Consider the following 15,336-nt stretch of genomic DNA (forward strand, 5'->3'; position numbering starts at 1 on the left):
GTGGAGGACCTGTATGAGCGTCTGGCCGAGATCGGCTTGGAGTACGGGCCCGTCTTCCAGGGGCTGGCGCGGGCGTGGGTGCGTCCCGGTGAGGTGCTCGCCGAGATCGTTTTGCCTGAGCAGGCTCATGCCGATGCCGCACGGTTCGGGGTGCATCCGGCGCTGCTGGACGCGGCGTTGCACGCCAGCGCGTTGGGTGATCTGCTGCCCGCTCCGGAGCCGGGCCGGCCGTATCTGCCGTTCGCCTGGAACGGGGTGTCGGTCCACGCGGTCGGCGCCACCACCCTGCGCGTCAGAGCGACCAGGAACACCACCGCCAACGTCGGGAGCGTCGGCCTCACACTGAACATCGCCGACGGCAGCGGCGCGCCCGTGGCCGACATCGAGGCACTCACGCTTCGGGCCCTGTCCACGGCCGGTCTGGGCAACACCGCGGGCCAGAACCTGTACCGGCTCGAGTGGAGTGCGGCTCCTGCCGGTTCCGCCTCCGCTTCCGCGGAGGTGCCCGGGTGGGTGGTGGCCGATTCACTCGACGATTCACTCGACGGTTCGCCGGCCGGGTCATCGGCCGGTTCGCCGTCCGGTGAGGTCGCGGAGTGCGTGCTGGTCGAGGTGCCGGCCGGGGTGCACCAGGCGCTGGGCCTGGTGCGGGAATGGCTGGCCGAGGAGCGGTTCGCCTCCTCGCGGCTGGTGGTGGTGACCCGGGGCGCGGTGGCGGTGGCCGAGGTCGAGGACGTGGACCCGGCGCAGGCCGCAGTGTGGGGCCTGGTGCGGGCGGCGCAGGCGGAGCAGCCGGGCCGGTTCGTGCTGCTGGACGTGGAGGCCGGGCCGCTGGACCCGAGAACGATCGGCCGGGCGCTCGCCTCGGGCGAGGCGCAGGTCGCGATCCGGTCGGGCGCGCTGTGGTCGCCGCGCCTGGCACGCGCGGCCGTGCCGCAGTACGAGCGGCTGGAGTTCGGGCCGGAGTCCACGGTGCTGGTCACCGGAGGCACAGGTGGCCTGGGCGCGCTGGTGGCCAGGCACCTGGCCGCCACGTACCAGGTCAAGCATCTGCTGCTGGCCAGCCGGCGCGGTGAGCAGGCGCCGGGTGCGGCCGAGCTGGCGGCCGAGCTGACCGAGCTCGGCGCCACGGTCGCGGTCGCGGCCTGCGACGTCGGCGACCGGGACGCGCTCGCCGAGCTGATCGCGGCCATTCCCGTCCAGCACCCGCTGAGCGGCGTGGTGCACACGGCCGGTGTCCTGGACGACGGTGTGGTCACCGCGCTCACCCCCGAGCGGCTGGACCGGGTCATGCGGCCCAAGGCCGACGCGGCCTGGCACCTGCACGAGCTCACCCGGCATCTCGACCTGTCCGCGTTCGTCCTCTTCTCCTCCCTCTCCGGGGTGCTCGGCGGCGCCGGCCAGAGCAACTACGCCGCGGCCAACGCCTTCCTCGACGCGCTGGCCGAGCACCGCAGGTCACAGGGCCTGGCGGGCACCTCGCTGGCCTGGGGCCTGTGGGAGAGCGGGGGCATGGCGGAGGAACTGACCGAGGCCGACCTGCGCCGCATGGAGCGCATGGGCCTGAAGCCGCTGTCGGCCGCCGACGGGCTGGCCCTGTTCGACGCCGGCCTGAACCACGACCTCCCGGCGCTGGTCGCCGCCCGGTTCGTGCAGGCCAGAACCACGGCCCGTACGGCGATGCCCCGGGCGGGCGCCCTGCACGGGCTCACCGAACGGCTGGCCGCGATGGAGCCCGCGGAGCGCCAAGTGGCACTGTCGGACCTGGTCCGCGGCCAGGCGGCCATGGTTCTCGGCTTCGCCGACCCCTCGGCGATCGAGCCCCAGCGCCAGTTCCAGGACCTGGGCTTCGACTCCCTGACCGCGGTCGAGTTCAGGAACAGGCTCAGCGCCGTCACCGGGCTCCGGCTGCCGGCCACGCTGGTCTTCGACTATCCCACCTCGATCGAGCTGATCGAGTATCTGGTGGACCACTTCGACGGGGCGGAGGACGAGGAGGCGCAGACCCTGCGGCTCTTCGCCGAGATCGACAAGATCGAGAGCACCGTGACCGGGCTGGCGGAGGAGAGCGTCGCCCGCAACCGGCTGGTCTCCCGCCTCAAGGAACTCCTGACGGGCCTCAACGGCCTCGGCGCGGCCGACCACTTCGAGACGGCCACCGACGACGAGATGTTCGCCTTCATCGACAACGAGCTTGAAGTCTCCTGACCTGTGCGCTTCTGCTGAGAAGGAATACCCGAGATGGCAAACGAAGACAAGCTCAGGGACTACCTGAAGCGGGTTACAGCCGACCTCCAGCAAACTCGTCGGCAGCTGCACGAGATCGAGGGCCGCGACCGCGAGCCCATCGCGATCGTCGGCATGAGCTGCCGCTACCCGGGCGGGGCCACCTCGCCGGAGGAGCTGTGGCGGCTGGTCGCCGAGGGCGGTGACGGGATCTCCGAGTTCCCCGCCGACCGCGGCTGGCGAGAGGACCTTTACCACCCCGACCCGGACAACCCTGGCACGACCACCGCGAGGCACGGCGGCTTCCTCTACGACGCCGCCGAGTTCGACGCGGGATTCTTCGCCATCTCCCCGCGCGAGGCCCTGGGGACCGATCCGCAGCAGCGGCTGTTCCTGGAGACGTGCTGGGAGACCTTCGAGCACGCCGGCATCGACCCGGTGTCGGTGCGCGGCAGCCGCACCGGGGTCTACGCCGGGGTCATGTACCACGACTACTTCCGCGCGGAGGCGCTCGGCAGCGTCACCTCGGGCCGGGTCGCCTACGCCCTGGACCTGGAGGGCCCGGCCGTCTCCGTCGACACGGCGTGCTCCTCGTCGCTGGTGGCGCTGCACCTGGCGGTGCACGCCCTGCGCAGGGGCGAGTGCTCGCTGGCACTGGCCGGCGGCGTCACGGTGATGGCGACCCCGAACACGTTCATCGAGTTCTCCCAGCAGCGGGGCCTGTCCGGCGACGGCAGGTGCAAGTCGTTCGCCGACGCGGCCAACGGCACCGGCTGGAGCGAGGGCGTGGGCGTGCTGCTGCTCGAACGCCTCTCGGACGCCACGGCGAACGGGCACAACGTGCTCGCGGTCATCCGTGGCAGCGCGGTCAACCAGGACGGCGCCAGCAACGGGCTGTCGGCGCCGAACGGCCCCTCCCAGGTCCGGGTGATCAGGGAGGCGCTGGCCGACGCCGGCCTGTCGCCCTCGCAGGTCGACGCGGTGGAGGGCCACGGGACCGGTACCGTGCTGGGCGACCCGATCGAGGCGCAGGCGCTCATCACCGCCTACGGCCAGGACCGGAAGGCCGGCGATCCGCTCTGGCTGGGCTCCCTGAAGTCGAACATCGGCCACACCCAGGCCGCCGCCGGTGTCGGCGGCGTCATCAAGATGGTGATGGCCCTGCGGAACGGCGTGCTGCCTCAGACGCTGCACGTGGACGAGCCGACCGAGCACGTGGACTGGTCGGCCGGCGCCGTGGAGCTGCTCACAGAGGCCCGCGCCTGGGAGCGTCGCGACGCGCCGCGCCGGGCGGCCGTCTCGGCCTTCGGGTTCAGCGGCACCAACGCCCACGTGATCATCGAGGAGACTCCCGTCCGGCCCGACGAGGCCGAGCCGGAGAGGCTGCCGCTCCCGCTGGTGCCCTGGGTGGTCTCCGCCAAGGACGCGCAGGCGCTCGCGGCGCAGGCCGGCCGGCTCCACACGTGGGCGGCCTCGCACGAGGATCTGCCGGCGGCGGACGTGGGCTGGTCCCTGGCGACCGGCCGGGCCGTACTGGACCGGCGCGCGGTGATCGTCGGAGCGGACCGGGCCGAGCTTCTGGCGGGCCTCCAGGCCCTCGCGGAGAACGCGACCCTGCCGGGAACCGTCACGGGAACCGGGACGGGCGGGCAGCTCGCCTTCCTGTTCGCGGGCCAGGGCAGCCAGCGGGTGGGCATGGGGGCGTCCCTCGCGGCGGCGTTCCCGGTGTTCGCCGACGCGCTGGAGGAGGTCTGCAAGGTTCTGGACCCGATGCTTCCGCACCCCGTACGCGAGGCGATGTTCTCCGGTCCCGAAGAGGTGCTGGCCGAGACCGGGATGACCCAGCCGGCGCTGTTCGCCTTCGAGGTCGCCCTCTACCGGCTGCTCACCTCGCTCGGCGTCACCCCGGACGTGCTGGTCGGCCACTCGGTCGGCGAGATCGCCGCCGCCCACGTGGCCGGGGTGCTCTCCCTGCCCGACGCCTGCACGCTGGTCTCCGAGCGAGCCAGGCTGATGCAGGCCCTGCCGCAGGGCGGGGCGATGCTGGCCGTCGCCGCCTCCGAGGCCGAGGTGCTGCCGCTGCTGGAAGGGCGTGACGTCGGCATCGCCGCGGTCAACGGCCCTCAGGCCGTGGTGATCTCCGGTGGCGAGGCCGCGGTGGAGGAGGTCGCCGCCCTGGTGGGCGCCCGCACCCGCAGGCTGCGCGTCTCGCACGCCTTCCACTCGCCGCTGATCGAGCCGATGCTCGCCGAGTTCCGCCAGGTCGCCCGGTCGCTGACCTACCACGAGCCGACGGTGCCGATCGTCTCCGACGTCACCGGCAGGCGCGCCCCGGCGGGACAGCTGACCGACCCCGGCTACTGGGTGGACCACGTACGGCAGGCGGTCCGCTTCTCCGACGCCGTCACCACCGCCCGCACCGGCGGCGCCACGGTGTTCGTAGAGATCGGCCCCGACGCCGTCCTGACCAGCCTGGCCAGGCAGATCCTCGACGGCGACGACGCCGTCGCCTTCGTGCCGACCGCGCGCAAGGACCGCGACGAGGCGCGAGCCTTCGTCGAGGCCCTCGGCCACCTGCACGGCAGGGGCGTCGTCGTCGACTGGGACGCCTACTTCGCCGACGCCTGTCCCCGGCGCGTCGACCTGCCCACCTACGCCTTCCAGCGCAAGCGCTTCTGGTTCATGCCGGGAAGCGCCGCCCCCGAGCAGGTCGCCGACGCCGTCGACCCCGAGTTCTGGTCGGCGGTGGAGCGCGAGGACGTGGCCGCGCTCGCCGCGACGCTGAACATCGAGGACGGCTCCCCGCTGGCCGCCGTGCTGCCCGCGCTGTCGTCGTGGCGGCGCAGCAGGCGCGAGCAGGGCGTGCTGGACTCCTGGCGCTACCACGTGACGTGGGAACCCGTCACCCTGCCGGACGCCAGGCCGTCCGCGCTGTCCGGCACCTGGCTGATCGCGGTCCCGGCGGCGCGCGCCGCCGACGAATCGGTGATCTCCGTCGCCGAGGCCCTCGAGCGGCACGGAGCCAGGACCGAGGTGGTCGGGCTGGGCGACGGCTTCGGCGGCGAGGCGCTGCCGTACGGCGACACCCCGCCCGCGGGCGTGCTCTCCCTGCACTGCGACCTGGCACAGACCCTCTCGCTGATCCAGGCCACGGACGGCGTGAACGCGCCGCTGTGGATCGGCACCGACGGCGGCGAGAGCGTGAGCCGCGTCGACTTCGTCCGTGACCCCGAGCAGGGCGCGGTGGCCGGGCTGGGCCGCGTCCTCACCCTGGAACACCCCGACCGCCCGGGCGGCACCGTCGACCTGCCGGAGACCCTCGACACGCGCGTCCTCAACCGCCTGGTGAGCGTGCTCGCCGGAGCGGGGGAGGAGGACCAGCTGGCCGTCCGCGCCTCCGGGATCTTCACCCGGAGGCTGACCAGGGCACCCCGGCCGCGGACGGGCCCGGCCGGACACTGGCGGGCGCGCGGCACCGCCCTGATCACCGGCGGCACCGGCGGCCTGGGCGCGCACGTGGCGCGCCGGCTCGCCCGCGGCGGCGTCGAGCACCTGCTCCTCACCAGCAGGCGCGGCGCCGACGCCCCCGGCGTCACGGAACTCGTCGCCGAGCTCGAGGAGCTGGGCGCGCGGGTCACGGTCGCCAAGTGCGACGTGGCCGACCGCGCCGCGCTCGCCGCCCTGATCGGCGAGGTCGAGGCCGGCGGCGACACCATCAGGTCGGTCTTCCACACCGCGGGAGTCCCGCACATCCAGCCGCTGCTCGACCTCGGCCGCGACGAGCTGGCCGAGGCCACCCGGGCCAAGACCACCGGCGCCGCCCACCTGGACGAGCTCTTCACCGGCCCGCTCGACGCCTTCGTGCTGTTCTCCTCCGGCGCCGGCGTCTGGGGCGGCTCCCACAACGGCGCCTACGCCGCGGGCAACGCCTACCTCGACGCGCTCGCCGCCCACCGCCGCGCCCGCGGCCTTCCCGGGACGGCGATCGCCTGGGGCTTCTGGGACGCCGCGGGCGGCGGGATGACCACGCTGCTCGGCGAGGACGACGCCCGCAGGAGCGGCATCCGCTACATGGACCCGCTCACGGCCGTCGAGGGACTCTGGCAGGCGCTGGACGACGACGAGACCAACCTGGTGATCGCGGACATCGACTGGCCGCGTTTCGCCCCGCTCCTCGCCGTCGCCCGCCGTCGCCCCCTGCTGGAGGGCGTGCCCGAGGCCGTCGCGGTGCTCGAAACCGGCGGCGGAAGCGGCGGAGCGGCCGGCGCGGAGGTGTCCGAGCTGGGCGCCCAGCTGGCCCGGCTCGGCCCGCAGGACCAGACCCGCCTCCTGGTGGCGCAGGTCCGCAAGGAGGTGGCCGACGTGCTCGGCTACGCGGACCCGGCCGAGGTCGGCGTCGACCGGGCCTTCCGCGACCTCGGCTTCGACTCCGTCACGGCCGTCGAGCTGCGCGGCAAGCTCAACCTCGCCTTCGGCATCCGCCTGCCGGCCACCGTGGTCTTCGACTACCCGAACGTGAAGGCGCTCGCGGAGCTGGCCAGGACCGAGATCCTGGGCGTGCGGGAGGAGACCGCGATCGTCGGGGCGGTCCGCGGCGACGTGGCCGACGACCCGATCGTGATCGTCGGGATGAGCTGCCGCACCCCGGGCGGGGTGAACGGCCCCGACGACCTCTGGCGGCTGGTCGCCGAGGGCGGGGACGCCATCTCCCGGCTGCCCGGCAACCGGGGGTGGGACGTCGAGGGGATCTACGACCCGAGCCCGGAGGCGGTCTTCGCCTCGTACACGCAAGACGGCGGTTTCGTGATCGGCGCGGGCGAGTTCGACCCCGAGTTCTTCGGGATCAGCCCGCGCGAGGCCCTCGCGATGGACCCGCAGCAGCGGCTGCTGCTCGAGGCCTCCTGGGAGGCGATCGAGCACGGCCGCATCGACCCCGGTTCGCTGCGCGGCAGCCGTACCGGCGTGTTCGTGGGCGCGGCCTACGAGGAGTACGGCCGCAACTCCGACCAGGTGCCGCTGGAGTCCATCGGGCACCTGGTCACCGGCACGCTGAGCAGCGTCGCCTCCGGCCGCGTCGCGTACACCCTGGGCCTGGAGGGTCCGGCGGTCACGGTCGACACGGCGTGCTCGTCGTCGCTGGTGGCGCTGCACCTGGCGGTGCAGGCGCTGCGCAACGGCGACTGCGACCTGGCCCTGGCGGGCGGTGTCACGGTGATGTGCACCCCGCTCGGCTTCATCGGCTTCAGCCTGCAGGGCGCGCTCGCCAGGGACGGCAGGTGCAAGGCCTTCGCCGGCGCGGCGGACGGCTTCGGCCTGTCGGAGGGCGTCGGCATGCTCCTGGTCGAGCGGCTGTCGGACGCTCGCCGCAACGGTCACCCGGTCCTGGCGGTGGTACGCGGGTCGGCGATCAACCAGGACGGCGCGAGCAACGGCCTGACCGCGCCGAACGGTCCCTCCCAGCAGCGGGTGATCCGCCAGGCGCTGGCCAACGCGGGCCTGTCGCCCGCGGACGTGGACGCGGTCGAGGCCCACGGCACCGGCACCACCCTCGGCGACCCGATCGAGGCGCAGGCGCTGCTGGCCACCTACGGCCAGGACCGGCCCGAGGACCGGCCGCTGTGGCTCGGTTCGGTGAAGTCGAACATCGGCCACACCCAGTCGGCGGCCGGCGTGGCCGGGGTCATCAAGATGGTGATGGCGATGCGGCACGGCGTGCTGCCGCAGACGCTGCACGTGGACGAGCCGAGCCCGCACGTGGACTGGTCGGCGGGCGCCGTGGAACTGCTGACCGAGGCCGTCGCCTGGCCGGACAGCGGACGCGAGCGCCGCGCCGCCGTCTCGTCGTTCGGCATCAGCGGCACGAACGCGCACGTGGTGCTGGAGGAGGCCCCCGCCCAGGACACCCAGGACGACGAGGCGCCGGCGGAGTCGCCCGCGCTGCCCGCGGTGCCGTGGGTGCTGTCCGGGCGGAACGCCCAGGCCCTGCGCGACCAGGCCGGACGGCTGGCGCGGGCGGTCGCCGCGTCCGAGGCGCGCCCGGAGGACGTGGCCCACTCGCTGGCCGTCTCCAGGTCCGCGTTCGACCACCGCGCGGTGGTCGTGGGCGCGGACCGCGACGGGCTGCTGGCCGGGCTGCACGGCCTGGCGGACGGCGCCGCCGTCGCCGGAGTGATCGAGGGCGCGCCCGGCTCGGGCGGTAAGACGGTGTTCGTCTTCCCCGGCCAGGGATCGCAGTGGCTGGGGATGGGCGTCGAGCTGCTGGAGTCGTCTGCGGTGTTCGCGGCGCGGATGGCCGAATGTGAGGCGGCGCTGTCGGAGTTCGTGGACTGGTCGCTGACCGGGGTGCTGCGGGCCGAGGAGGGTCAGCCGGGCTTTGACCGGGTGGACGTGGTCCAGCCGGTGCTGTGGGCGATGATGGTCTCGCTCGCCCAGCTGTGGCAGTCGCTCGGGGTCGCACCGGCGGCGGTGGTGGGCCACTCCCAGGGAGAGATCGCGGCCGCGGTGGTGGCCGGCGCGCTGTCCCTGCAGGACGGTGCCCGGGTGGTGGCGTTGCGCAGCCGGGCGATCGTGGCACTGGCCGGCCAGGGCGGGATGGCCTCCGTCGCGCTGCCGTCGGCCGAGGTGGCCGAGCGGCTGGACCGCTGGGACGGGCGGGTGTCGATCGCCGCGGTCAACGGCCCGGCCTCCACGGTCGTCTCCGGCGACGTGGACGCGCTGGAGGAACTGCTCGCCGGCTGCGAGGCGGCCGGGGTGCGGGCCAAGCGGATCGAGGTCGACTACGCCTCGCACTCCGCGCATGTCACCGCGATCGAGGACGAGCTCGCCACGCTGCTGGCGCCGGTCGCGCCGCGTACCGGCCACACCCCGTTCTTCTCCACCGTGACCGCCGGCTGGTTCGAAGGCGCCGAGCTCGACGCCGGGTACTGGTACACCAACCTGCGCCGGCCGGTCCAGCTGGAGCCGTCGGTGCGCGCACTGATGGAGCAGGGGCACGGCGTGTTCGTGGAGTGCAGCGCCCACCCCGTGCTGACCATGGCCGTCCAGGAGACGGCCGACGCGGCCGACCACGACGTCACGGCCATCGGCACCCTGCGGCGCAACGAGGGCGGCCAGCGCCGGATGTGGTCCAGCGCGGCAGAGCTGTGGGTGCGCGGCGGCGACGTCGACTGGGAGCGGGCCATCGCCCCCGCCCGGCCGAGCGTCGTCGACCTGCCCACCTACGCCTTCCAGCACCAGCACTTCTGGCTCGAGGAGCGCACCGCCCAGCCCGGTGACGTCGGCGCCGCCGGCCTGGGCGCGGCCGGGCACCCCCTGCTCGGCGCGGCCGTGTCGCTGGCCGGCGCGGAGGGCGTCCTGCTGACCGGCAGGCTGTCGCTGAGGACGCACCCCTGGCTCGCCGACCACGCGGTCAACGGGCAGGCGATCCTGCCGGGAACCTCCTTCGTCGAGCTCGCGCTGCGCGCCGGCGACGAGGTCGGCTGCGACCTCGTCGACGAGCTCACCATCCAGGCGCCGCTCACCCTGCCGGAGCGGGGAGGGGTCCAGCTCCAGCTGGCCGTCGGCGCACCCGACGACGAGGGGCGGCGCTCGCTCGCCGTCCACGCGCGGCCCGACGGCGGGCTGGCCGACGACCCGTGGACCTGCCACGCCGTCGGCGTCCTCGCGACCGGCGCCGCGCAGCGGCCGGTGCGGGACACGGCCGCCTGGCCGCCCGAGGGCGCCCAGGCCATCGACGTGTCCGGCATGTACGGCTGGCTGGCCGAAGCCGGTCTCGGCTACGGCCCGACCTTCCAGGGACTGCAGGCCGTCTGGCAGCGCGGCGAGGAGATCTTCGCCGAGGTCGCCCTGCCGGAGGGCACGGACACCGGCGGGTTCGGCCTCCACCCCGCGCTCCTCGACGCGGCGCTGCACTCCATCGCGCTGCACGCGACCGGCGCGCAGGCCGGGCCGCAGATGCCGTTCGCCTGGACCGGCGTGCGGCTGCACGCCACCGGAGCCACCTCGGTCCGTGCCCGGCTGTCGATCCGGGAGGCCGGCCGCGTGGCGCTCACCGTCACCGACCAGGCGGGCGCCCCGGTCGCCGACGTGGCCGCCCTGCTGCTGCGCCCGCTGCCCGCCGCGAGCGCCGCCCCGGCCGCCGGTACGGCACGCGACTCGCTCTACGCCCTCGACTGGGCGCCCGTCCCGGCCGGAGAGGCACCGGCCGGGCAGCGGTGGGCCGCCGTCGGCGACATCGAGAGCGCCGCCGACCTGTCCCGCGCCGGGGTCGACGCCGCGCGGCACGACAGCCTGGCCGCGCTCCTCGCGACGGAACAGGTGCCCGACCTGGTGTGCGTGTCGCTGGACGGCGGACCGGCGGGCGCGCTGGCCGCGGCCGTCGCCGACCGTACCTGCGAGGTGCTCGACCTGCTGCGGACCTGGCTGGCCGAGGAGCGCTTCCCGTCCTCGCGGCTGGTCCTCATCACCCACGGCGCCGTCGCCGCGACCGGCCACGACGAGGTGGCCGACCTGCCGAACGCCGCCGTCTGGGGACTGGCCAGGTCGGCGCAGTCGGAGAACCCGGACCGGCTGATCCTGCTCGACCTGGACGGCCACCCGGACTCCTACCGGGCGCTGCCGGCCGTGCTGGCCGGCGGGGAGAACCAGCTCGCGCTCCGCGAGGGAACGGCGTACGTGCCCAGGCTGGCCCGCGCCGGATCCGGGCGCGGCACCGCGCTGGTCCCGCCCTCCGGGACCGGGAACTGGCGGCTGGACGTGACCGGCCGCGGCACGGTCGACAACCTGGCGCTGCTGCCGGCGGGCGACGCGCCCCTGGCCCCCGGCGAGGTCAGGATCGCCACGCGGGCGATGGGGCTGAACTTCCGCGACGTGCTGATCGCCCTGGACATGTACCCCGGCGACGCCCCCATGGGCGGGGAGGGCGCGGGCGTCGTCACCGAGGTCGCCGACGACGTCACCACGCTGGCGGTGGGCGACCGGGTGATGGGCATCGTCGACGGCTTCGCCCGCGACGCCGTCGCCGACCACCGGCTGCTCGTCCGCATCCCCGACGGGTGGACGTTCACCGAGGCGGCGTCCGTGCCGATCGCCTTCGTCACCGCCTACCACGCGCTCGTGGACCTGGCCGGCCTCCGCGCCGGCGAGTCGCTGCTGGTGCACGCCGCCGCCGGTGGCGTCGGGACGGCCGCCGTGCAGCTCGCCCACCACCTGGGGGCCGAGGTCTACGGCACCGCGAGCGAGGGCAAGTGGGACGCGGTGCACGCGCTGGGCGTCCCCCGCGAGCGGATCGCCTCCTCGCGGACGCTGGAGTTCGCGCGGACCTTCGGCGCGGGGGTGGACGTGGTGCTCAACTCCCTCGCCGGCGAGTTCGTCGACGCCTCGCTCGGGCTGCTGCGCCCCGGCGGGCGGTTCATCGAGATGGGCAAGACCGACGTGCGGGATCCGGCCGCGGTGCTCCCCGCGCGCTACCAGGACTTCGACCTCACCCGGCTCGACCCGGCGCGCACCGGCGAGATCCTCGCCACGGTCGTCGCGCTGTTCGCGGAGGGCGCGCTCCGGCTGCCGCCGATCCGCGACTGGGACGTCCGCCGGGCCGGCGACGCGTTCCGGCACGTCGCCCAGGCCCGCCACATCGGCAAGGTCGTGCTGACCATGCCGGCCGAGCTCGACGGCGAGGGCACCGTGCTCGTCGTCGGCGGCACCGGCGCGCTCGGCGCGCTGGCGGCCAGGCGGCTGGTCACCGAGCACGGGGTGCGGCACCTGGTCCTGGCCGGCCGCCGCGGCCCCGAGGCCGCCGGCGCCGCCGAGCTGGAGGAGGAGCTGACCGGGCTGGGGGCCACCGTACGGATCGTCGCGTGCGACGCGGCCGACCGGGACGCCTTGGCGGAGCTGCTCGCGACGATCCCCGCCGAGCACCCGCTGACCGGCGTCCTCAGCACGGCGGGAGTGCTGGACGACGGCATGATCTCCTCGCTCACCCCCGAACGCGTCGAGGCCGTGCTGCGGCCGAAGGTCACCGCGGCCGTCAACCTGCACGAGCTCACCGCCGGGCTCGACCTGGCCCGGTTCGTGCTGTACTCGGGCGCGGCCGGCGTGTTCGGCAGCCCGGGGCAGGGCAACTACGCGGCGGCCAACGCCTTCCTGGACGCGCTCGCCCAGCACCGCCGGGCACGCGGGCAGGCGGCGACGTCGCTGGCCTGGGGCCTGTGGTCGCCGCAGAGCGGCAGCGGGATGACCGGCCACCTGGACGAGGCCGACATCGGCAGGCTGAACAGGTCCGGCATGGGCGCGCTCGACCTGGACCAGGGCCTCGACCTGTTCGACCTGGCCCTGGGCGCGGACCAGGCGGCCCTCGTGCCCATGCGGCTCGATCTCGCCACGCTGCGCGCGGGCGCCGCGGCCGGCTTCGGGCATCCGCTGCTGCGCGGCCTGGTGCGGACCACCGCCCGTCGCGTCGTGGCGGCGGAGTCGCAGGAGGCCGAGTCCCTCACCGACCGGCTGGCGGAGCTTCCCGAGGCCGACCGGACGCCGATGCTGCTGGACCTGGTGCGGAGCCACGTGGCCGCGGTGCTCGGCTTCGCCGGGTCCGAGGTGGTGGAGCCCGGCCGGGCGTTCAAGGAGATCGGCTTCGACTCGCTGACCGCGGTGGAGCTGCGCAACCGCCTCAAGGCCGCCACCGGGCTGCGGCTGCCCGCCTCCCTGGTCTTCGACTACCCCAACCCCGCCGCGCTGGCCGGGCATCTGCTGGAGGAGATCGCGCCACCGGCGCACAGCGCGGAACAGCAGGTCCTGGCCGAGCTCGACCGGATCGAGGCCAGGCTGGCCGTCGTCGCGGCCGAGAGCGCGACCTCCGAGGACATCACGGCCCGGCTGGAGCAGCTGCTCTTCTCCTGGAAGGAGAGGCGGCCCGACTCCGGACCGGCGGAGGAGGACGTGGCCGGCCGGCTGGCCGCCGCGACGGCGGACGAGATTCTCAACTTCATCGACAACGAGCTCGGCATTTCCTGAGCAGGCGTAGTAGAGCGGGAGAGGAAGGCAGATGGCAACAGAAGCACAGCTCGTCGAGTACCTGAAGCGAGTGACGACCGAGCTTCACGACAGCAAGAAGCGCCTGCACGCGGCCGAGGAGAAGGATCACGAGCCCATCGCCGTCGTCGGCATCGGATGCCGCTACCCGGGAGAGGTCGAGAGCCCGGAGGACCTGTGGCGGGTCGTGGCCGACAGGACCGACGCCATCTCCAACTTCCCCGAGGGGCGCGGCTGGGACCTGGAGGCGCTCTACAACCCCGACCCCGACGCGTTCGGCACCTCGTACGTCGCCGAGGGCGGGTTCGTGCACGACATCACCGAGTTCGATCCCGGCTTCTTCGGGATCAGCCCGCGCGAGGCCGTCGCGATGGACCCGCAGCAGCGGCTGCTGCTGGAGACCTCGTGGGAGGCGATCGAGCGGGCCGGCATCGACCCGGCCACCCTGCACGGCAGCAGGACCGGCGTGTTCGTGGGCGCCAACAGCCCCGAGTTCCTCACGATGATGACGCAGGCGCCGGCGGAGCTGCAGGGCTACATGATGACCGGCGTCGCCACCAGCGTGGTCTCCGGCCGCATCTCCTACACCCTGGGGCTGGAGGGCCCGGCCGTCACCATCGACACCGCCTGCTCGTCGTCCCTGGTCGCGCTCCATCTCGCGGTGCGCGCGCTGCGCAACGGCGACTGCACGATGGCGCTGGCCGGAGCGGTGACCGTGCTGGCGACCCCCGGCACCTTCCTCGGCTTCAGCCGGGTGCGCGCGCTGGCCAAGGACGGGCGTTCCAAGGCGTTCTCCAACGCCGCCGACGGCATGGCGCTCGCCGAGGGCGCCGGCGTGCTCCTGGTCGAGCGGCTGTCGGACGCTCGCCGCAACGGTCACCCGGTCCTGGCGGTGATCCGCGGGTCGGCGATCAACCAGGACGGCGCGAGCAACGGCCTCACCGCGCCGAACGGTCCCTCGCAGCAGCGGGTGATCCGCCAGGCGCTGGCCGACGCCAGGCTCGCGCCCGTCCAGGTCGACGTCGTCGAGGCGCACGGCACGGGCACCGCGCTCGGCGACCCGATCGAGGCCCAGGCCATCCTCGCCACGTACGGCCAGGACCGCCCCGAGGACCGGCCGCTGTGGCTGGGCTCGGTGAAGTCGAACATCGGTCACGCCCAGGCCGCCGCGGGCGCCGCCGGGGTCATCAAGATGGTGATGGCCCTGCGCAACGGCGTCATGCCCGCCACCCTGCACGCCGAGGAGCCCTCCGAGCAGATCGACTGGACGGCGGGCGACGTGGAACTCCTGACGGAGGCCCGTCCCTGGCCGGCCGGCGCGGAACCGCGCAGGGCCGGCGTGTCCTCGTTCGGCATGAGCGGCACGAACGCGCACGTGATCATCGAGGAGGCCCCCGCCCAGGAGGCGGTCGAGGCCGAGGCGCCCGCCGAGGTGCCTGTGGCGCCGTGGGTGCTGTCGGCGAAGACGGGCGAGGCGCTCCGTGCACAGGCCGGGCGGCTGGCGGCGTGGACGGCCGAGCGCCCCGAGCTGGGCCTGGCCGACGTGGCGCACTCGCTGGCGGTGTCGCGGTCGGCCTTCGACCGCCGGGCCGTGGTGGTGGGGAACCGGGCCGAGCTGACGGCGACCCTGGAGCGGCTCGCCTCCGGCACGGTGTCGGGCGCCGTGGAAGGAGCGGTGGGGACCGCGGGCAAGACGGTGTTCGTCTTCCCTGGTCAGGGGTCGCAGTGGCTGGGGATGGGGGTTGAGCTGCTGGAGTCGTCGGCGGTGTTCGCGGCGCGGATGGCCGAGTGTGAGGCGGCGCTGGCGGAGTTCGTGGACTGGTCGCTGACCGGGGTGTTGCGGGCCGAGGCGGGTCAGCCGGGCTTTGAGCGGGTGGATGTGGTCCAGCCGGTGTTGTGGGCGATGATGGTCTCGCTCGCCGAGGTGTGGCGGTCGGTGGGGGTGGAGCCGGCGGCGGTGGTGGGCCACTCGCAGGGGGAGATCGCGGCTGCGGTGGTCGCGGGCGCGCTGTCCTTGGAGGACGGTGCGCGGGTGGTGGCGTTGCGCAGCCGGGCGATCGTGGCGCTGGCGGGCCGGGGCGGGAT

General features: G+C 74.4%; 3 protein-coding genes. All 3 read left to right on the forward strand.

The window, feature by feature from the left end; all coding sequences use genetic code 11:
* A partial coding sequence (locus AB0G15_RS42040) for a type I polyketide synthase (RefSeq protein ID WP_362851135.1) occupies window positions 1–2,208 on the forward strand: 2,208 nt, incomplete at its 5' end.
* A gap of 33 nt (window positions 2,209–2,241) precedes the next feature.
* A complete protein-coding gene (locus tag AB0G15_RS42045; RefSeq protein ID WP_362851136.1) occupies window positions 2,242–13,233 on the forward strand; it encodes a type I polyketide synthase in 10,992 nt (3,663 codons plus the stop codon).
* A 31-nt stretch (window positions 13,234–13,264) separates the two neighbouring features.
* A partial coding sequence (locus AB0G15_RS42050; protein WP_362851137.1) for a type I polyketide synthase occupies window positions 13,265–15,336 on the forward strand: 2,072 nt, incomplete at its 3' end.

The sequence above is a fragment of the Streptosporangium sp. NPDC023825 genome (assembly GCF_040639575.1).
In the GTDB taxonomy this organism is placed as follows: domain Bacteria; phylum Actinomycetota; class Actinomycetes; order Streptosporangiales; family Streptosporangiaceae; genus Streptosporangium.

What these genes read in the sequence shown, in the direction of transcription:
- AB0G15_RS42045 (WP_362851136.1), top strand. Translation starts at nt 2,242, where the DNA reads ATGGCAAACGAAGACAAGCTCAGGGACTACCTGAAGCGGGTTACAGCC.